Raw genomic sequence first — 20,215 nt, forward strand, 5'->3', positions numbered from 1 at the left:
GCAGCACAAGAGAAGGAACCCCTTTCATGACCATGACCACCGAGCAGGCCGAATGGTTTGCAGGCACTTTTGACAAGCTCGTTGCCAACGTGGGGCAGGCGGTGCTGGGCAAGGAACACGTCATCCGGCTGACGTTCACCGCCATGCTGTCCGAGGGGCACATCCTGTTTGAGGATGCCCCCGGCACAGGCAAGACCATGCTGGCCAGGGCAATGGCCGCCACCGTGCAGGGCTCGAACAACCGCATCCAGTTCACCCCGGACCTCCTGCCCTCGGACGTCACCGGTGTGACCATCTACGACCAGAAGACGCAGAAGTTTGAGTTCCACAAGGGCCCGATCTTCAACAACATCGTCCTGGCCGATGAAATCAACCGTGCCTCGCCCAAGACCCAGTCGGCGCTGCTGGAAGTCATGGAAGAATCCCGGGTCACCGTGGACGGCGTAACCTATGAGGCCGGCCGGCCGTTTATGGTGATGGCCACGCAGAACCCGATCGAGCAGGCCGGCACCTACCGCCTGCCGGAGGCCCAACTGGACCGCTTCCTGATGAAGACGTCCATCGGGTACCCGGACCACGCGTCCACGGTCAGGCTGCTGGGCGGCTCCAACCTCAAAGACCGTTCCAAGGAAATCACCGCGGTCATCACCACGCAGGCCGTCGCCGACATGGCTGACCTCGCGGCCACCGTCCACGTGGACACGGCTGTCCTGGAATACATTTCCCGGCTCTGCGAGGAGACCCGCAACGCGCCCGAGAGTCGCTTGGGGGTCTCCGTGCGCGGGGCCATCGCCATGGTGCGGGCGGCCAAGGTCTGGGCTGCGGGCCAGGGACGCAACTTTGTCCTCCCGGACGACGTCAAGGACCTGGCAACAGTGGTCTGGACCCACCGCTTCGTGATGGACCCGGAAGCGGAGTTCGCCGGGGCTACGGCGGAGGCTGTCCTGGCCCGGGTGCTGGCCGACGTCGCGGCGCCGCAGCAGCGCGCCACCGTCTGACGCCCGCGGGAGCTCCTGACGACCATCCTCCAGCGCGAACAAAGGTACCTCTATGTCCAGCGGCACTCCGTTGATCCGGCTTGCTGAACGCCTCCGGGAACCCTTCCACCGGAACGGCAAAGCCACCAGGCTGCACCCGGCGTCCGTCTGGGCCGAGGCCAGCGGCACCGCGGCCCTTGCCCTCGCTCCGGCATGGGAAAAGATCCGGGGCCTGTGGCTGCGCTACGCGTGGCCTGTGCTCTCTGTGGTCAGCGTCCTGGGCTGGTCCGTGCTGGCCGGCGCCATCCTGCTGTGGACTGCTGGCCAGGCGTTCGGGTGGCAGGAAGCGAAGGCCGCTGCCATCGCGGCGTTTGTCCTCTTCCTCATCGCCATCGGATTCGTCCTGGGCCGGTCCTCGTACGGCGTGATCCTGGACCTGGCCCGCACGCGGGTGGCTGTGGGGGACAGTGCGGTGGGAAGCATCGCCGTCTCCAACACGTCCACGCGTCCGCTGCTGCCAGCCGCCCTGGAACTGCCGGTGGGCAACGCCACCGCCGTCTTCCACCTGCCCCGGATGAAACCGCAGCAAGTACATGAGGACCTGTTCACCATCCCCACGGCCCGGCGCGCCGTCATCGTGGTGGGACCCGTTCGGTCCGTCCGGGCAGACCCGCTGCACCTGCTCCGACGCCAGGTCATGTGGACCGAGCCGGAAGACCTCTTCGTCCACCCCAGGACCGTGGCCCTGGCCGGTTCCGCCGCCGGCTTCATCCGCGACCTCGAAGGCATGCCCACCACTGACCTGTCCAGCGCCGATGTGTCCTTCCACGCGCTGCGCGACTACGTCCCGGGGGATGACCGCCGGCACATCCACTGGAAGACCACCGCCCGGACCAACAAGCTCATGGTGCGCCAGTTCGAGGAAACCCGGCGCGCCCACCTGGCCATCTCGCTGTCCATCAACACGGACGAATACGCCTCCGAGCAGGAATTCGAAATGGCCATCTCGGCGGCCGCATCAATCGGGCGGCAGGCCATCCGCGAGCAGCGCGAACTTGACGTCCTGACCCAGAAGGGCCCGCTTCGCTGCGAAACTGGCCGGAACCTGCTGGATGACATGACACGGATCGTCGGGGCACCCATGCGCCGCACCGCCGTCGACCTCGCCCGGACGCTGGCCGACACGGTACCCAACGCTTCGGTGGTGTTTTTTGTGGTGGGCAGCAATGTGACACCGTCACAGCTCCGCTCGGCGGCTGCGTCCGTGCCGCCGGGAGTGCGGAGCCTGGCGGTGCGCCTCCAGGTCGGGGCAGCCCCGGGCCGCGCCAACATTGCCGACCTGACGGTGCTGACGCTCGGTGACCTCGCCGACCTCGCCATCGTCCTCAGAAAGGCAGCCGCATGAGCACCGCGTCTGATCTCCGGCCCCGGACCTCCCCGCGGCGGCATGAGTCCGCCTTCGCCGACGGCCAGCCCGTCTGGCACTTCATGCTCGACGCCGGCGCCCTCGCCGTGCTGCTCGGGCTCGGCGTCCTGGGGTTCAGCCTCAGCTTCGGCGGCGATCCCTACTACCTGATCTCCGGGTTCGGCGGCATCGTCCTGGGCCTGGGCATTGCAGCCCTCAACGCGCACCTTCGCCTGGGCCTGCTGATCACCACAGCCCTCGCGCTGGGCGCCTACCTGCTTTTCGGGACGGTCCTCGCTGTGCCGGACGCCGCCATCGCGGGGTTCCTTCCCAGCCTCGACTCGCTGCGTACGCTGCTGCTGGGTGTGGTGTTCGCCTGGAAGGACATGCTCACGGTGGGCGTTCCGGTGGGATCCGCCGGCGGGGTACTGATTGTCCCGTTCCTGAGTTCGCTGCTCACGGCGCTTGTTGCCGGCCTGCTGACCTGGCGCCTGAAAAGCCCGTACTGGCCGTTGCTCCCGGTGCTTGCGCTCTTTGTGACCGGCATTGCCTTCAGCACCAACGCCGCCTTCCTGACAGTTGAGCGCGGCATTGGACTGACCGTCGTCGCTATTGCCTGGGCCACGTTCCGCCGCGACGCGCTGCGCCGCAGTGATACCCGGAAGGTCTCAGTGAACAGCCCGCAGGCAGACGCTGCCGCGGCTCAGCGGGCAAAGCTGCGCAGGCTCGGGACTGCCGCCGCCGTCATCGCAGCCAGCGTGGCCATCACGGCGGTGGCGGCGCCACTGGTCACCGGTAGCAGCGACCGCAAGGTCCTGCGCAACGTTGTGGTTCCGCCGTTCGATCCCAAGGACTACGTCACGCCGCTGGCAAGTTTCCGGACCTTCGTCAAAGACCGGAAGGATGACACACTCTTTGTAGTCAAGGGGCTTCCCAAGGACGGCAGGGTCCGGCTGGGCGCCCTGGATGCCTTCAACGGCACCAACTACACCATGGACCCGAACGGCTCCGGCAGCTTCAGTAAGGTCGGCGACACCAAGTCCATCAACACCCTGGCGGACACGTCCAGCGTGGTGCCCACCCGCGACTACGCCATGGACATCGCCATCGAGGGCTACCAGGGCTACTTTGTCCCGGGCGGCCGGAAGACCACCGGCCTCAGTTTCAACCAGAGCGCGTCAGCCGCTGCCTCCGGCCTGTACTTCAACGCGGGCACGGACACCGCCGTCACCACCCAGGGCCTGTCCCAGGGGGATTCCTACAGCGTGCAGGTTTCGGATCCCGTGAAGCTCGAGCACGGCCAGCTGACGCAGTACGACTTCGCGAAGGTCACCCTCCCGGATGCCCTCGAGGTCCCGCCGGTGGTTGGCTCCCAGGCCAATGACCTCTCCGCCGATGCCCCCACCCCGATTGACCGCGTCCGGCAGATCGAAGCGCATTTCCAGAAGACCGGGGCGTTCAGCAACGGGCTGGTCACCGAGGGCCAGCTGCCGAGCGTCTCCGGCCACAGTTCGTCGCGCATCAGGAACCTGCTGACCGCCAAGCAGATGCTCGGCGACGACGAACAGTACGCCGTGTCCATGTCCCTGATGCTCCGGCACCTGGGCATCCCCTCCCGCGTGGTCATGGGTTTCTACCCCGAGCCCACCAGCCCCGAGAACGGCGCCGGTGAAGTCAGGATCACGGGCAAGGACGTGCACGCCTGGGTGGAAGTTGCCTTCGACCGCGTGGGCTGGGTCAGCTTCGACCCCACCCCGCCCAAGGACAACATCCCCATCCCGCCTGACCCGGAAAACAAGTCCAAGCCGAAGCCGCAGGTGCTGCAGCCGCCGCCCCCGCCGCAGGAGCCGGTGGACCTGCCCACGGACTCCTCGCCGGATGCGCTTGACGCGGACGAGAAGAAAAACAACCCGTGGCTGTTCTGGGGCGCCCTGCTGGGTGCCCTGGGCATGGCGCTGATCCCGCTCGCTGTCCTCGCGCTGCCGCTGCTGCTGATCGCGTTCCTCAAATCACGACGCCGGAAGGCGCGTTTCACCGAAGGGCACCCTGCGCAGCGGGTCGGCGGGGGCTGGAACGAGGTCCTGAGCCTGGCTACGGACATGGGCGCCGGAATCGATCCCCGTTCCACCCGGCGCGAAAGCGCGGCGGTGGTGGCGGACGCGTTCCCCGCCTCCGGACAGAGAACCACCCTGCTGGCGAACCGGGCGGATGCCTCCATCTTCGGGGCCGGCCAGCCCACCGAGGAAGAGGTCCGGGAGTATTGGGTCATCGTGGACGGGTCCCTGAAGGAGATCAGCGGCACCGTCGGCTTCTGGCGCCGCCAGCGGGCCCGGTTCTCGCCCCGGTCCCTGCTGGCCGACGGCCGCGCTGCCCTGAAGCTGCGTAGTGCGCGGTTAGGCTTGGGTCGATTGGCGCGTCCGACTGATGAGACCGCCGTTCTGCGGAACCCTGGCAGGAAGAACCCTACTGACTCATGACAACCGAGCCCGAGCGGTGCCAGCGGTGCCGGCAACTGATCCGCGGCGGTGCCACGTTCTGCACCTCCTGCGGTGCCCCGCTGCCCAACAGGTCGGCCCGCAGCGGACGCAACGTGGACCCTGCCCAGCGGGCCTCGATGGAAAGCGCCGCCCCGCATGCAGCGCAGATTCCCGGTACTATCCCGGTAGTACAAACGGCTCCAGGGGGAGGAACGGGAATGGCAGCCACTCTTGAACTGGTTCCAGCCACGGCCGGCAAAAGGCTTGGCGCCGCAGTACTGGACTGGCTGGCACCTGTCGCGGTCCTGGTGGTGACTTTCGCCATCGGCTTCGCGGGCATCACCCGGACCCAAAGCGGCGGATTCATCATCTATGACACCAGTTCGCTGGTCCTGTTCGGCAGCATTGGCCTGGGGCTGACCGTGGTGTACCTGGTGGTCCTCGCGGGCATGGAGGCCCGGTCCGGAGCCACCATCGGCAACAAGGCCATGGGTATCCGCAGTGCCGACCAGGACGGCTACGCCCCCGGCACGGGCGCAGTTTTCCTGCGCGGCCTGGTGACGGGCGCCGGGATCATCCTGACGCTCCTCGCCGCCGTGCTGATCGTCATTTTCAAATGGTTCGACCCCGCGCTGTTCATCCTGGGACCGCTGGTTCTGATTGCTGCGGCATGGGCTGTCCTGGTGGTGGTTTCCAACACGTGGGACGCCAATGGCAGGCTCCGCGGCTGGCATGATTTAGCGGCCAAAACCCTGGTCTTCGACGTCAACACGGGCCGCAACCCCATCACGTCGGGGGGAATGCAGGGCCCGTACAGCTTCGCGCCCCTGGACCTGCCGCCCGTGCAGCCGGTGGCCTCTCCGGTGGCCCGGCCGGCCCCCGCCGCACAGTACGCTGCACCCTCCGCCCCCGCACAGCCAGCCGCCGCGCAGCCAGCCGCCGCACAGCCAGCTCCGGCACAGCCCCGGCCTGCGGCGCAGACGTATGCGCCGCCGTCGTTCTCCCCGCCCGCTGCGCCGCCGTCGTTCTCCCCGCCGGCTGCTGCAGCGTCGTTCCACCCCCCGGTGCCGGCGGCGCCTACCCTGCCGGTTCCCGCCCCCGACGCAGCACATCCCGACGCAGCGCATCCCGACGACGACGTGGACCGCACGCAGATGCGCGGAGGAGCGGCCCTGGCCGTCCCGGTCGCCGTGCTGCGGATCAAGCTCGACGACGGCCGGGACTTCCAGCTGGACCGCAACGTCCTGGTGGGGCGCAACCCCGTGGGCCACGCCGGGGAGCAGCAGGCCCAGCTCCTGGCCGTCACCGACCCCGGCCGTTCGATTTCCAAAACACACCTCCACCTGCTCACCGACGGCGCGGGCATTTGGGTGACGGACCGCAACTCCACCAACGGCAGCGCGGTCACCACTCCGGATGGCCGGCGCACGCCCCTGCAGCCGGGCGTGCCCGCATTCGTCAGCCCGGGATCCACTGTCCACTTTGGTGACCGCTCCTTCCACCTAGGACAGGCATGAACCCTCAGCCCGCCAGTGTTTCCCCCCACGCAGAAGAAGGATCCGGGCTTAGCCTGAGCTACGGCTACGGCACCGATCGCGGACTGCGCCGGGAGCTCAACGAAGACTCCTTCATCGCCTCGGACCCGGTCTTTGCCGTGGCGGACGGCATGGGTGGACACGAAGCCGGGGAGATCGCCAGCGGCATGTGCGTCCGGGCGCTGGCGGCCATGCCGCAGCTGGCCACCGGAGAGCGCACCGTCACGGCCGCGGTGCTCCAGCAGTACCTGATCCGGGCCGACAACTCCATCCGGGAAGCCACCGGCGCCCGCGCGGGAACCACCCTGACGGGTGCCGTTGTGGTGGAGCAGATGGGGATGCCGTACTGGCTGGTCCTGAACATTGGCGATTCCCGGACGTACCGGCTGAGCCAAGGGAATTTCGACCGGATCAGCGTGGACCACTCCGAGGTCCAGGAACTTGTGGACGCCGGTGAAATCACACCCGAGCAGGCCACCGTCCATCCCCGCCGCCACGTGGTGACCCGGGCCCTGGGGACCGGCGACGAGACGGAAGCGGACTACTGGCTGCTGCCGGTCGAAGAAGGCGACCGGATCCTGATCTGCTCGGACGGCCTCACCGGTGAGCTGACGGACGATCACATCTTCCGGATCCTCAGCACCGTAGCCCACCCCCAGGATGCCGTTGACGCCCTGATCCAGGCCGCGCTTCGCAATGGCGGCCGGGATAACGTCACCGTGATCGTGGTTGACGCCAAGAACGTGATGAACGACGCCGGCATCGCCACCACTGCGCCGCGGCCCGCCGCTGCGGCGGAAGAGGAAGTGACGCTGCCGCGGGCAGGGATTGTTGACGCCGGCCGGGCTGCTGACGAAGACGGAACCGGGGAGCTCTAGGATGGCCACTGCCAAGTACACAGCAGGCACCTGGCTGGGCGTCCTTCGTTCGCGCACCGTTGTCCTCCTGGGGCCGGAGACCCCGCCGGCGCTCGTCCAGTCCATCTGGGACCTGCTGGGGGAGGCTCCGGAAGTGCATGAAGTCCTTCATGCGGTCACCAGCAGCTTCGGGGTTTCCCTGGCCAGGATGCCGTCCTTTGGCATCGTGGATTTCCGTGACGCGCTGCGGGTGTTCCTCCGCGGTGACCTGGACCTGACGGTGCAGCTGCCCGGCGGCCCTGTGGAGCTGAATGGACGGGATGTCACCACCTGGAGCGAGCGGCGCTTCGACCTGCCCGAGTGGTGCCGGCTGACCGTGGGCGGCGGCAATGGGCCCGGGCCACACCTGCCGCTCATTGAAGGCGTGGTCCTGCTGCAGTCGCTGACCGTGGCAGTGACGGATGCCCCGGCTGAAGCGCAGGACATCGAAGCGCAGGACGTCGTGGTGCAGGGAACCATGGCACACGAGCCTGCCGCTGCGCTTCAGCCCATTGCAGCACTGGAGCCCGACATTGCGCAGGGCGCAGACGCAGCTGCACCGGAGGTCTCGGCGGAGACAGTACTGGGGCTCATGGACGACGACTCCCACGACGCCGCGGAGGCAGCCGAGCCCGGGCAGGGGGCTCAGGCAGAACCTTCACCGGACGTCGAACCTGCTGCCACAGGCGACCAGATGCCGGCCCACGACCTGACCGGCACGTACGACCATCTGTGGGAAAAGACCGTGATCCGCCGCATCGAGGACGCCGCGGTACGCGACGAGCCTGAGGAACCCGACGCCGGCCCGGCCCTGGCAACAACACCTGAACCTGGCGCCCGGCCGGAAATTCCGGACCTCCCTGTACCCGCCGCACCCCGTCCGGCTGAGATCGCTGCCCCCGGCGTCGGCGGCGGACTCATTGATTCGGTCCCGTGGCGCACCGGAGCGGGCAGCGTGCCTGCCGCCCAGGCCCCGCCATCGTTCACCCCGGCCCCGGCGCCCGCCCCCGCAGCGGCACCGGCCCCCGCCCCTGTTCCCACCACAGCTCCCGCCACCGACCCGGCCGCAGATCCCGGCGGGTTCGACGGGGACCATGACGGCCAGACCATCATGAAGAGCGACCTGGCGGCCACGAATGCACCCGCTGCCCCGGAGGAACCTGTCCCCGGGGCAGGCCCCCTGGTCCTGGCCCTGGTCTGCGGCAGCGGCCATGCCAACCCGCCCACCCACGCCCAGTGTGCCGTGTGCGGTTCACCGCTGCCGCCGGACGCCATCCAGGTTGCCCGGCCACGGCTGGGACGGATGCGCGTGTCCACGGGTGAACTCGTGGACCTGGACCAGTCACTGGTGATCGGCCGGCAGCCGTCCGTTTCCCGCGTGCAGGGCGGCGTGATGCCCCGGCTGGTCCAGGTTGCCAGCCCCGGCGGCGACATTTCGCGTTCCCACGTTGAAGTCCGGCTCGAGGGCTGGCACGTGATGCTGTGCGACCTGAAAGCCACCAACGGCACGGTCCTGGTCCGCGAGGGTCAACAGCCGCGCCGCCTGGCCCAGAACGAGATGGCCATCCTGCTCGACGGCGACATTGCGGAACTGGGCGACGACATCTCACTGCGTTTTGAGGAGATTCTTTGAGTTCCAAACGGCCCGTTGCGCCGCCGCCCCACATCCCGGGGTTTACGTATATCAGCCTGCTCGGCTCCGGCGGGTTCTCCGACGTCTACCTCTATGAACAGGACCGCCCACGGCGGAAGGTGGCCGTCAAGGTTCTCCTCTCGGACCTGAAGACCGAGGGCGCCCGGCGCCGCTTCGAGTCGGAGGCCAACCTGATGGCCCAGCTCTCCTCCCACCCGTACATCGTGACGATTTACGAGGCGGAGGTGACCGCGGCCGGGCACTCCTACCTGGCCATGGAGTACTGCTCCAGGCCCAGCCTGGATGTCCGCTACCGCCGCCAGCGCTTCAGCGTTGACGAGGTGCTCGCCGTCGGCATCCAGGTGGCCTCCGCCGTGGAGACCGCCCACCGCGCCGGCATCGCCCACCGGGACATCAAACCCGCCAACATCCTGGTGACCGATTACAACCGGCCCGCCCTGACGGACTTCGGCATCTCGGGCACCCTGGGTGGCGACACCGATGACGACGCCGGGATGTCCATCCCGTGGTCGCCGCCGGAACAGTTCACCGACGGCCCCGTCGACGGCGTGATGGTGGACGTGTGGGCGTTGGGCGCCACCCTGTACACCCTGCTGGCCGGCAGGTCGCCGTTCGTGATGCCCGGAACCGACAACTCCCAGCGTGAACTGATCTCCCGCATCACCAACTCGCAGCTGCCCCGCCTGGGCCGGGCGGACGTGCCCGAATCGCTGGAACGCGCGCTCGCCACGGCCATGGCCAAACCTGCCGCCTCCAGGTACTCCTCGGCCCACGCCTTCGCCCTGGCCCTGCAACGGATCCAGGCCGAACTGAACCTCTCGGTCACGCCCTTTGAAGTGCTCGAAGAGTCAGCTGAGGACAGCCACCCGGACGACGGTTTCGAGGAGACCCGGGTGAGGAGCGTTGCTGCCATCGATCCCGAGCGGACCGGCAGCGCCCCGACTTTCCCGGCACGCACCCGGCCCCAGGGGACCGAGGCCGGTTGCCCGCCGTCGGGCTTTCCCGAAGGGGAGTGGGCCCACGCCACGATGCTCCGCGGCAGCGCGCCGGCCGCCGACTACGGCTCAGTGCCGGACGCCACGGTCCAACGGCCGGGGCTGCTCCCAGCGCAAACGGGACAGCAAACAGCACCGCAAACGGCACAGCAGACGGGGCAGCCGGCGGGCACCAGGGGCGCCCGCGCAGAACCGGAGCTCGACGCCACCATCAGCCGGCCCGTGGCCGCGCCGCAAACCGCCCCGGAGCTTGCCCCGGACCACGGCAAACGGAACCTGTGGCTTGCGTTCGCCGGCGGGACGGTCCTGATTCTGGCCATCGTGGTGGGCATAGTGCTGGCATCCTCCGCACCGGAACCGAAAGTGGCGGAAACCGGCCAAATCAGCAAGCCGCCCGCGGATGCCCTGGACAGCGGGACGGTCCCTGATGTCACCGGCCTCGACGGTGTGATGGGCCCCAACGGCAGGATTGTCTTTACCTGGACAAACCCGCAGCCGAAGGACGGCGACACCTACAAGTGGCGCCTCACGGACTTCGTGACCCGGGAACCGGGGCCGTACCAGGTGGCGAAGGGCACCCGCGCCGAGGTCCAGCCGGCGCCGGGACGCAACATCACCTGCATTGACGTCATGATTGTCAGGTCGGACGGAACCGCGTCCCCCATGGAGGGACCCTCAGGAACCTGCTACACGAAATAGCCAGCGAACCTGACCAAAAGCACGCGTTTTGCCCAACGAGGAGGCACGGAAAATGGGGGATCTAGCAATAGATTTCTGTGGTGAATGGTACGAACCGTCCGATGAGGAAATCTTCAATATCGGCCGGGAGGGCGATCTTGAGGTGGACGACAACCCGTACCTGCACCGCCAGTTCCTGCAGGTGGCCCGCTACGACGGCATCTGGTGGCTCAGCAACGTGGGCCGGATGCTGTCAGCCACCGTTGCGGACGGTTCCGGCGGCATGCAGGCGTGGCTGTCCCCGGGCGCCCGCATCCCGCTCGTCTTCAGCCACACGAACATCATTTTCACGGCCGGCCCCACCACCTACGAGTTTGCGGTGCACCTGAAAACGCCGGCCTTCCGACAGCAGGCCCGGGAAGACGACAGCAACGGCGACACCACCATCGGCCCCGTCGTTTTCACCGACTCACAGAAGGCGCTCATCGTGGCACTGGCCGAGCCCATGCTGCGGCGCGAAGGAACAGGTTTCAGCGCCATCCCGTCGTCGGCGGCGGCTGCCAGGACCCTGGGCTGGGCGCTGACCCGGTTCAACCGCAAACTGGACAACGTCTGCGACAAGCTCGACCGGGTAGGCGTTGCGGGCCTCCGCGGCGGCGGCGGGAAACTGGCCACCAACCGGCGTGCCCGGCTCGTCGAACACGCCGTCACCACCCACCTGGTGACCGTCGAGGATCTGTACCTTTTGGAAAAGATGAGAGGCGTGGACGAAGGATGAGGATCCGGCTGACACTCCGCCGGGACCCGGCTGAAACCAAGGACCTGGCCGTCACGGTGGACGGACTCGCCACCGTGGCGGACATCGCCACGCAACTGTGGGTGGCGGACCCCGAGCGGAAAGGATCCCCGGCGCCGGACAACCTTTCCCTGCGCATCGACGAGGCCTTTGTGGGCGGCGGAATCCGGGGCAACATCCTCACCCGGACCGACAACCTCCTCGAGTCGGGGCTGCGGCCGGGCTCCGTGATCTCGCTGGCTGAGGTCAGCGAGAACTTCAACGCTCCCGGGGCCAATCGCGGGCCCGCTGCGGCAACGTTGCGGATCCTCTCAGGGCCCGACGTCGGGCAGGAGTTTTCGCTGCCCTCCGGCACCAGCTACATCGGCCGGGACCGGGACGTTGACATCCGGCTTTCGGACCCGCTGACCTCCAAGCGACACGCCCGCATCACCGTGGGCGAGGGCGTGGAAATCGTGGACACCAACTCCGCCAACGGCCTGCTCATGGACGGCCTCCCCGTGACCCGGGCAACGCTTAATTCCTCGGACACTGTCACGCTGGGGGAGACCACCGTGACAGTGGTGCCGCTGGGACATAACCATGCGGCAGCGCCGACGTCGCCCCTTGTCGATTTCAACCGCTCGCCGCGGGTTGTTCCTCGCTTCGACGCGCCCAAGCGCGTGCCCCCGGCCGGGCCCAAAAGGCCGGACCATCAGGCGTTCCCGTACATCATGCTGATGGCGCCGCTCCTGCTGGGTGGCGTGATGTTTGCGGTCACCCGGAACATGCTCTCGGTGATCTTCATGATGATGATGCCGCTGTTCATTGTGGGCCACTACGTGGACCACAAGATGCAGTCCAGGCGCCAGCAGAAGGAGCAGCTCAAGCAGTTCCGCGGGTCCATGGCCGCCTTCCGGCAGGACATCACCGAGCTGCAGCACGTGGAACGGGCAGTCCGGCTGCAGGAAGCGCCCTCGGTGAGCGACACCGTGGACGCCATCTACAAACTGGGCCCGCTGCTGTGGACCCACCGCCCGGAGCACCTCGGGTTCCTGGGGCTGCGGTTCGGGCTGGGCACCAGTCCCTCGCGCATTGTGTTCGAGGAACCCAGCAGCAACGACACCGAAGCTGAATACATGCGCGAAATCCAGGGCTGCCTCAAGCAGTTCCGGGACATCGAAGGCGTACCGGTAGTCTCCCAGCTGCGCACGTCAGGGGCCTTCGGCATGGCCGGCGCACGCGGCCTGGTGGACGACGTTGCCCGCGGCATGGTCCTCCAGTTCGTCGGACTGCACTCACCTGCTGAAGCCGTGGTTACAGCCATCACCTCCGCCCAGTCACGCCAGCGCTGGGACTGGCTGCAGTGGCTGCCGCACGTGGGCTCCGGCCACAGCCCCCTCTCCGGTGACCACCTGGCCGCGGGTTCCGCCAGCGGGTCCTCGCTGCTGGCCCGGCTGGAGGACCTGCTCGATGCCCGGGAGGCGCTGGCCCAGCTCCCGGCTCCGGACGCCAGGGGACTGATTGACCCGGCCAAACACGAACTCCCGGCGCCGGTGCTTCCTGCGGTCCTGGTCATCGTTGAGGACGACGCCCCGGTGGACCGCGGCAGGCTGACCCGGCTCGCCGAACGCGGGCCGGACTCCGGCGTCCACGTGATGTGGGTGGCCACGGACATCCAGGCGCTCCCGGCCGCCTGCCGTGACTTCATGGTGGTCGACGGCGGGAACGGCACCACCACCGGCCAGGTCCGGCTGGGCCGGCACACCTATCCGGTCAGCTGCGAAAGCCTCGACGCCGAACTTGCCGCCCAGCTCGCCCGGATGCTGGCGCCGGTGGTGGACGTCGGCAAACCCGTCACGGACGACTCGGACCTGCCGCGCGCGGTGTCCTATGCCACCCTGATCGGCAAGGATTTCCTGGACAACCCGCAGGCCGTGGCTGAGCGCTGGGAAGAAAACAACTCGGTCCATGCCTCTGCCGTGCCCAACCGCAAGGACAACGGAACCCTCCGCGCCCTGGTGGGTTCCAAGGGCATCGAACCCCTGTACCTGGACCTGAAGAACGAGGGCCCGCACGCCCTCGTGGGAGGCACCACCGGTGCCGGCAAGTCCGAATTCCTGCAATCCTGGGTCATGGGCATGGCAGCGGCCTACAGCCCGGACCGGGTCAGCTTCCTCTTCGTGGACTACAAGGGCGGGGCTGCGTTCGCCGACTGCCTGAACCTGCCCCACACAGTTGGCCTGGTCACCGACCTCTCCCAGCACCTGGTCCGCCGCGCCCTGACCTCGCTGCGGGCCGAGCTGCACTACCGGGAACACCTGCTGAACCGGAAGAAAGCCAAGGACCTCCTGGCCCTCCAGCGCGAAGCCGATCCCGATGCCCCGCCGTACCTGGTCATCATCGTTGACGAGTTCGCGGCGCTGGCCACCGAAGTGCCCGAATTCGTTGACGGCGTGGTGGACGTGGCCGCCCGCGGCCGGTCCCTGGGCCTGCACCTCATCCTGGCCACGCAGCGTCCTGCCGGGGTCATCAAGGAAAGCCTGCGCGCCAACACCAACCTCCGGGTGGCCCTGCGCATGGCCGATGAAGACGATGCCACGGACATCCTCGGCGTGCCGGAAGCAGCCTACTTCGACCCCTCCATCCCGGGACGCGGTGCGGCCAAAACCGGACCCGGCCGCATCCAGGGCTTCCAGACCGGCTACGCCGGGGGCTGGACCACGGATAAACCCCAGCGCCCCCAGATCGACATCGTGGAGATGGCCTTCGGGTCCGGGCCCACCTGGGAGGCACCCGCTCCCGCGAAACCCGTGGTGGAAGCTCCGGCCGGACCCAACGACATCGCCAGGATGACCGCCAACATTGTCCGCGCGGCCGAGTCACTGGCCATCCGGCCGCCGCGCAAGCCGTGGCTGGACGAGCTGGCCACCACCTACGACTTCTCCAAGCTGCCGAATCCGCGGACCGACGAGCGGCTGCTGCTGGGTGTGGCGGACGATCCCGCCCGCCAGGAACAGCCCACGGTGTTTTACGAACCGGACAAAGACGGCAACATGGCCATTTACGGCACGGGCGGCTCCGGCAAATCCGCGGCTTTGCGGGGGATCGCCATCGCCGCCGCCGTCACGCCCCGGGGCGGTCCCGTCCACATTTACGGGATTGACTGTGGCTCCTCCGGGCTGAAGATGCTCGACGAACTGCCGCACGTGGGTGAAATCCTCGACGGCGACGACGTGGAGCGCGTAGGCCGCCTGCTGCGGCTGCTCCGGGACATCGCCGACGAACGGTCCGCGCGCTACGCCGATGTCCGGGCGTCCACCATCGTTGAATACCGGACACTGGCGGAGCGCCCGGACGAGAAGCGCATTTTCGTCCTGGTTGACGGCATGTCCGCGTTCCGCGAGACCTATGAGTACAGCAAACTGTCCGCGCTGTGGGACATTTTCCTCCAGCTGGCCACCGACGGCCGCCCCCTCGGAATCCACCTTGTTGTTACCGCTGACCGGCCCAACTCCGTGCCCGCATCGCTGCTGGCCTCAATCCAGCGCCGCCTGGTGCTCCGGCTGTCCTCCGAAGACGACTACCTTTCGATGGATGTACCCAGGGATGTACTCAGTTCCTCCTCGCCGCCGGGCCGCGGGCTGCTGGGCGGCCTCGAGGTGCAGCTGGCCGTCCTCGGCGGGAACTCCAACCTGGCACTCCAGGCACGCGAAGTCCACAAGCTCAGCCAGGCAATGCTGCGCCAGGGACTGGACCAGGCACCAAAGATCCAGCGGCTGCCCGAACAGGTGGACCTGGACCTCCTGCCCGCCGGCAGCCCGGACCTCCCGGTCATCGGTGTCGACGACGAAACGCTGCAGCCCGCCGAAATCATGGCGAAGGGTTCGCTGCTCCTGGCCGGACCTCCGGGCTCAGGACGCACCGTGGCCCTGGTCAGCCTGGCTTATGCGCTGCGCCGGTCCAACCCCGATACGGAACTGGTGTACATCGGCTCGCGCCGGTCCGCCGTGGCGTCACTGCCGCTGTGGAACCGTTCCGTGGTGGGCGCCGATGACCTGTCCGAAATTGTGGAAGACCTGATGGAACATGCCAGTGGAAACCCGGGCAAGGTGGCCATCTTCATCGAGGGTCTGACCGAGTTCACGGACACGGTGGCGGAATCGGGCGTTTCACAGCTCGTGACAGCGTCCATCAAGGCCGACCAGTGGGTCATCGGCGAATCCGAGACGTCAACGTGGTCCTCCGCCTGGTCCCTGGCGCAGCCGTTCAAGTCCGGTCGGCGCGGGCTGCTGATGAACCCCGGTGACATCGAAGGCGACAGCCTGCTCAGCACGTCGCTGGGCCGGGTGAGCCCGCAGTTCATCCCCGGCCGCGGTTACATTGTGGGGCGGGGCAAGGCACGCAAACTCCAGATCGCCCTGCCACCGGAAAACAGGGACTGAGCTCGGCCCGCACCGGACGCCAACCGATCCTTGGATTTGCGGGCCCCGGTGCGGTGTAGAAGACTACCGGCAACACTAGTTCGCCGCGGAGGGGTGCCGCGCGCCAACCGCAAAGGTAACCATGATCCGATGTTCTTCCGTGCCGCGCGGCGTCGTCGCGGTGATGGCGGTGCTGGTACTTACGCTCAGCTGGGCGGCGGCTGCTCCCGCTCAGGCCGACAACGGCGACACCGGCTGCGCGGTGGTCTGCGGGCTTCTTCCCGCCGACCAGAAGCCCCAGCCAACTTCTCCCGGCACCGGGAAGCCCACCGTTCCTCCGTCGGCAACTCCCACCCCCACCCCCGCTCCCACCATCCCGCCGCCTCCACCGGCCCCGCCGGTCCCCGCCGTCCCGGTTGCGCCCGCTCCCGCTCCGGTTACCCCGGTCGCCCCGGAGCCCATGGCTTCTCCGGAGCAGGAAACCCCGACGCCGGAGGCCACCATCAGCGCAATCCCACCCTCCGCCACTTCCGCAAGTCCGTCCGTTGAATCCAACTGGAACACACCGGTCACCAAGTCGGCCAAACCTACGCAGGCGGCCGCAGTGTCCCGGAATGATGGCCCCGGACTGTTCGGGAACGCCGGGCTGCTGCCCATCATGGCGGGCGTGCTGCTGGTGGGAATCGCCGGGCTGGCGTTCGCCTGGTGGGGACGGAACCGGCTCTCCTCGCACTGACGCTTTGCCTTCGTGTGCTGTCCCGGGAGGAACTCCCGTGGTGAGGGCTGCATGGGCAGCGGTGCCCATCGACGGGGTTTGGGGGCCGGGATAGGTTGGGGGCAATGGATCTTCCGGATGAGCCGGGGGCCGCTGGGGATGCCGATCCGGATCGGATCCAATGACTTTATGAGGAGAAACTGATGGCTATTTGGGGCGCAGATGTAGAGCAGCTCAGGACTCTTGGCACGAAGCTGCAGGCCGGTGCTTCCACGATCGAGCAGGAGCGGAGCAACCTGACCCGGCTGCTGGACAGCACCGTGTGGAAGGGCCCGGACGCGGACCACTTCCGCGGCGAGTGGTCCGGGACGCACACGAGTGCGCTGAACCAGGTCATCCAGGCGCTCAAGGATGCCGGCCAGAAGGCCACCAGGAACGCCAATGAGCAGGATCAGGCTTCCCGCTAAACCCGCTTTGCCTGCACGGGGCCCGGACGAACCGTCCGGGCCCCGTCGCGTGTCCGGCCACAAGGCAAGTGTCAGCGCTGTAGGGCAAGATAGGTCTGTGAGCACAGCAACCGGCCCCGCAGAGGCTACAGCCGCCAACAACGAGAATGTGACCGAACCGGAAGCCGTCCCTTCCGGATCAGTCCGCGAAGAGTACGAGAAGCTGGTTGACCTGGTCAGGAAGTACCGCTTCGCCTATTACCAGGAGGACGAACCCCTGGTCTCGGACGCCGAGTTCGACGCACTGTTCCTTCGGCTGGAGGAGATCGAGGCCCTGCATCCCGAACTCGTCGCCAATGACTCCCCGACGCAGGAAGTGGGCGGCGAAGTCTCCGCCGCGTTCGCCGCCGTCGAACACCTGCAACGCATGTACAGCCTCGAAGATGTCTTTTCCCTGGAGGAACTGGAGGCCTGGATCACCAAGGCCGAGGCCAGCATCGTCAAACTCGGTGACACCGCCAGGCCTGCCTGGCTGACGGAACTCAAGATCGATGGCCTCGCCGTGAACCTGCTGTACCGCGACGGCAAACTGGTCCGCGCCGCGACCCGCGGTGACGGGACCACAGGGGAAGACATCACCCACAACGTGCTGACCATCAAGGAAATCCCGCAGGAACTGACCGGTGCCGGTTTCCCGCCCGAGATGGAAGTGCGCGGCGAGGTATTCATCCCGTCCAAGGCCTTTGCAGAGTTCAATGAGGCGCTGATTGAGGCTGGTAAGGCCCCGCTGGCCAACCCCCGGAACGCCGCTGCCGGATCCCTCCGGCAGAAGGACCCGGCGGAAACAGCGAAAAGGCCGCTGCGGATGTTTGTCCACGGACTTGGGGCGCGCGACGGTCTGGAGACCGCCACCCAGTCGGAGACCTACGCCCTGCTGGCGAAGTGGGGCCTGCCCGTCAGCCCGTACTTTGAGGTTCTGGGCAGCCTGCAGGAAGTGCTGGAGTTCATCAAACGCTACGGCGACAAACGGCACAGCCTGATGCACGAAATCGACGGCATTGTGGTCAAGGTGGACGACCTCGCCACCCAGCGCGCCCTCGGCTACACCACCCGTGTGCCGCGGTGGGCCGTTGCGTACAAGTACCCGCCGGAGGAAGTCCATACCAAGCTGCTGGACATCGCGGTGAACGTGGGACGCACCGGGCGCGTGACACCGTACGGCGTGATGGAGCCCGTCAAAGTCGCGGGATCCACGGTGGGGATGGCCACCCTGCACAACCAGGACGTGGTCAAGGCCAAGGGTGTGAAAATCGGCGACATTGTGGTGCTGCGCAAGGCCGGCGACGTCATCCCGGAGATCGTTGGCCCCGTGCTGGCCCTGCGCGACCAGCAGGACCCGCCGGTCCGTGACTTCGTGATGCCCACCGAATGCCCGTCCTGCGGAACCCCCCTCGCCCCGGGCAAGGAGGGGGACGTGGACATCCGCTGCCCCAACGCCAGGTCCTGCCCCGCCCAGCTCCGCGAACGCGTCTTCCACCTGGCCGGCCGCGGCGGGTTCGATATCGAGGCCCTCGGGTGGGAAGCCGCCATCGCACTCACCCAGCCTGCCGAGCCGGAAATCCCGCCGCTCGTTTCCGAGGCCGCCCTGTTCGACCTCAAGCCCGAGGACCTCGCGAATGTCCGGATCCGGCGGGAAAAACGGTCCAAGGGGGTGCCTACCGGCGAGTTTGAACTGGTCCCGTACTTCTTCAGTAAGGGCACTGCGAAATCCCCATCGAAGCCCACCGCCACGACGGAGAAGCTGTTCAAGGAGCTTGAAAAGGCCAAGAGCCAGCCGTTGTGGCGGGTACTGGTGGCATTGTCCATCCGCCACGTCGGGCCCCGGGCTTCGCGTGCACTGGCCACCGCCTTTGGCAGCATGGATGCCATCCGCACCGCTTCCGAGGAAGACCTGGCCCATGTGGACGGTGTGGGCCCCACCATTGCTGCCGCGCTCAAGGAATGGTTTGCCGAGGACTGGCACCTGGAGATCCTCGACCGCTGGGCCGCGGCCGGCGTCCGGATGGAGGACGAACGCGACGAATCAACACCCCGGACCCTTGAAGGGCTGACCATTGTCGTCACGGGCTCGCTGCCTGACTTCAGCCGGGATGAGGCGAAGGAAGCGATCCTCACCCGCGGCGGCAAAGCAGCGGGCTCAGTCTCTAAAAACACCAGCTACGTCGTTGCGGGCGAGAACGCCGGCACCAAGCTGGACAAGGCCGAGCAACTCGGCATTCCCGTGTTGGATGAGGACGGTTTCCGGGAACTTCTGGAGAACGGTCCTGCCGCCGCGCCTGAGAACGCCGCTGACACCGCAACGGCAGACGACGCCACATCCGAATCCCTGGAGGCAACAGAATGAACCACCCCGACTTCGCCTTGGAACTGCTGGCCGTGGCCAGGAAGGCTGCCGCCGCCGGAGCCGAGGTCCTCGCCACGCGCAATGGTGAGGCGCTGGACGTCAGCAATAAGGGGGACGCCGGGGATTGGGTCACCGCTTTCGATGTTGCCGCGGAAAATGCTGTCCGGCAGGAGATCGCCGCTGCCCGGCCCCGGGACATCGTCACGGGGGAGGAGCACGGGACCACCCGGCCGTCCGCGCCCAGCGGGTACCGCTGGTCCATTGACCCGCTGGACGGCACCACTAACTTCATCCGCAACATCGTCTACTACGCCACTTCCGTGGCAGTCGCAGATTCCGACGGCGTATGGCTGGCCGGCGTGGTGAACGCTCCGGCGCTTGGCCGTATCTACTATGCCGCCCGCGGCCACGGCGCGTGGCTGGAAGAGGGCGGCCGGGTCACCTCCCTCCAAGGGCCGGTGGCCGGCCGGGCCGGCCAGATCCTGGCCACCGGATTCAGCTACGATCCGGCAGTCCGCACCGAACAGGCCGCCCTGCTGGGTGAGCTGATGGAGGGATTCGCGGACGTCAGGCGGCTGGGTTCAGCGGCCCTGGACCTTTGCCTCGTGGCGGACGGCACCCACGACGCCTATGGAGAACGCGGGCTGAACGAACACGACTACTCAGCCGGGGCCCTGATCGCAGAGGAAGCCGGCTGCTGGGTGCGGCGTCCGCGCCTGGACAGCCCGCTTGACGGCGGGCCCAGCGACGCGGACAGGCTTGCGGCCTGGACCTGCGCCGGAACGTTGGAGCTGGCCGGGAAGTTTCCACTCTGACCCCTCACCGGCACTAACA

Annotated in this window: 13 protein-coding genes; all 13 read left to right on the top strand. The window is 67.6% G+C overall.

Going from position 1 to position 20,215, the window contains the following annotated elements; all coding sequences use genetic code 11:
* The first annotated feature begins 26 nt into the window (after positions 1-26).
* The 13 genes from SBP01_RS06270 to SBP01_RS06330 all read left to right on the top strand — a co-directional run bounded on the left by SBP01_RS06270 (position 27) and on the right by SBP01_RS06330 (position 20,196).
* A complete protein-coding gene (locus SBP01_RS06270) occupies positions 27-998 on the top strand; it encodes an AAA family ATPase (RefSeq protein WP_275212583.1) in 972 nt (323 codons plus the stop codon).
* Positions 999-1,050: 52 nt separating this feature from the next.
* Positions 1,051-2,382 carry a DUF58 domain-containing protein gene (locus tag SBP01_RS06275; RefSeq protein WP_275212582.1) on the top strand — a complete coding sequence of 444 codons (1,332 nt, stop codon included), beginning with the start codon at positions 1,051-1,053 and terminating at the stop codon, positions 2,380-2,382.
* Positions 2,379-4,859: a transglutaminaseTgpA domain-containing protein gene (locus SBP01_RS06280; protein ID WP_320537870.1), complete on the top strand. Its 2,481-nt coding sequence runs from the start codon at positions 2,379-2,381 to the stop codon at positions 4,857-4,859. The genes SBP01_RS06275 and SBP01_RS06280 overlap by 4 nt, the downstream gene beginning before the upstream one ends.
* Positions 4,856-6,376 (top strand): RDD family protein, encoded by a 1,521-nt coding sequence (locus SBP01_RS06285; protein ID WP_320537871.1) that lies wholly within the window; start codon positions 4,856-4,858, stop codon positions 6,374-6,376. The genes SBP01_RS06280 and SBP01_RS06285 overlap by 4 nt, the downstream gene beginning before the upstream one ends.
* A complete protein-coding gene (locus tag SBP01_RS06290) occupies positions 6,373-7,272 on the top strand; it encodes a PP2C family protein-serine/threonine phosphatase (protein WP_320537872.1) in 900 nt (299 codons plus the stop codon). The genes SBP01_RS06285 and SBP01_RS06290 overlap by 4 nt, the downstream gene beginning before the upstream one ends.
* A gap of 1 nt (position 7,273) precedes the next feature.
* Entirely contained in the window at positions 7,274-8,923 is a 1,650-nt protein-coding gene (locus SBP01_RS06295) for an FHA domain-containing protein (protein WP_320537873.1), read from the top strand.
* Complete coding sequence (locus SBP01_RS06300) at positions 8,920-10,638, top strand: serine/threonine-protein kinase (protein WP_320537874.1); 1,719 nt, start codon at positions 8,920-8,922, stop codon at positions 10,636-10,638. Before SBP01_RS06295 ends, SBP01_RS06300 begins: the two co-directional genes overlap by 4 nt.
* 52 nt (positions 10,639-10,690) lie before the next feature.
* Positions 10,691-11,395 (top strand): hypothetical protein, encoded by a 705-nt coding sequence (locus SBP01_RS06305; protein WP_275212575.1) that lies wholly within the window; start codon positions 10,691-10,693, stop codon positions 11,393-11,395.
* Entirely contained in the window at positions 11,392-15,837 is a 4,446-nt protein-coding gene (locus SBP01_RS06310) for an FtsK/SpoIIIE domain-containing protein (protein WP_320537875.1), read from the top strand. The genes SBP01_RS06305 and SBP01_RS06310 overlap by 4 nt, the downstream gene beginning before the upstream one ends.
* Before the next feature lie 121 nt (positions 15,838-15,958).
* The gene (locus SBP01_RS06315; RefSeq protein ID WP_320537876.1) at positions 15,959-16,552 is read left to right on the top strand and encodes a hypothetical protein; all 594 of its coding nucleotides are present in this window, start codon (positions 15,959-15,961) and stop codon (positions 16,550-16,552) included.
* Between the two features lie 182 nt (positions 16,553-16,734).
* Positions 16,735-16,998 (top strand): WXG100 family type VII secretion target, encoded by a 264-nt coding sequence (locus SBP01_RS06320; protein ID WP_275212571.1) that lies wholly within the window; start codon positions 16,735-16,737, stop codon positions 16,996-16,998.
* A 97-nt stretch (positions 16,999-17,095) separates the two neighbouring features.
* Complete coding sequence (gene ligA / locus SBP01_RS06325) at positions 17,096-19,381, top strand: NAD-dependent DNA ligase LigA (RefSeq protein WP_414004273.1); 2,286 nt, start codon at positions 17,096-17,098, stop codon at positions 19,379-19,381.
* A complete protein-coding gene (locus tag SBP01_RS06330) occupies positions 19,378-20,196 on the top strand; it encodes an inositol monophosphatase family protein (RefSeq protein ID WP_275212569.1) in 819 nt (272 codons plus the stop codon). The genes ligA and SBP01_RS06330 overlap by 4 nt, the downstream gene beginning before the upstream one ends.
* Positions 20,197-20,215 lie beyond the last annotated feature (19 nt).

Origin of the sequence: Pseudarthrobacter sp. IC2-21, from assembly GCF_034048115.1 — a bacterium.
Classification (GTDB): domain Bacteria; phylum Actinomycetota; class Actinomycetes; order Actinomycetales; family Micrococcaceae; genus Arthrobacter; species Arthrobacter naphthalenicus.

Coding starts and splice junctions, on each gene's coding strand:
- SBP01_RS06270 (WP_275212583.1), top strand. CDS start 27: ATGACCATGACCACCGAGCAGGCCGAATGGTTTGCAGGCACTTTTGAC.
- SBP01_RS06275 (WP_275212582.1), top strand. CDS start 1,051: ATGTCCAGCGGCACTCCGTTGATCCGGCTTGCTGAACGCCTCCGGGAA.
- SBP01_RS06280 (WP_320537870.1), top strand. CDS start 2,379: ATGAGCACCGCGTCTGATCTCCGGCCCCGGACCTCCCCGCGGCGGCAT.
- SBP01_RS06285 (WP_320537871.1), top strand. CDS start 4,856: ATGACAACCGAGCCCGAGCGGTGCCAGCGGTGCCGGCAACTGATCCGC.
- SBP01_RS06290 (WP_320537872.1), top strand. CDS start 6,373: ATGAACCCTCAGCCCGCCAGTGTTTCCCCCCACGCAGAAGAAGGATCC.
- SBP01_RS06295 (WP_320537873.1), top strand. CDS start 7,274: ATGGCCACTGCCAAGTACACAGCAGGCACCTGGCTGGGCGTCCTTCGT.
- SBP01_RS06305 (WP_275212575.1), top strand. CDS start 10,691: ATGGGGGATCTAGCAATAGATTTCTGTGGTGAATGGTACGAACCGTCC.
- SBP01_RS06310 (WP_320537875.1), top strand. CDS start 11,392: ATGAGGATCCGGCTGACACTCCGCCGGGACCCGGCTGAAACCAAGGAC.
- SBP01_RS06315 (WP_320537876.1), top strand. CDS start 15,959: ATGATCCGATGTTCTTCCGTGCCGCGCGGCGTCGTCGCGGTGATGGCG.
- SBP01_RS06320 (WP_275212571.1), top strand. CDS start 16,735: ATGGCTATTTGGGGCGCAGATGTAGAGCAGCTCAGGACTCTTGGCACG.
- SBP01_RS06330 (WP_275212569.1), top strand. CDS start 19,378: ATGAACCACCCCGACTTCGCCTTGGAACTGCTGGCCGTGGCCAGGAAG.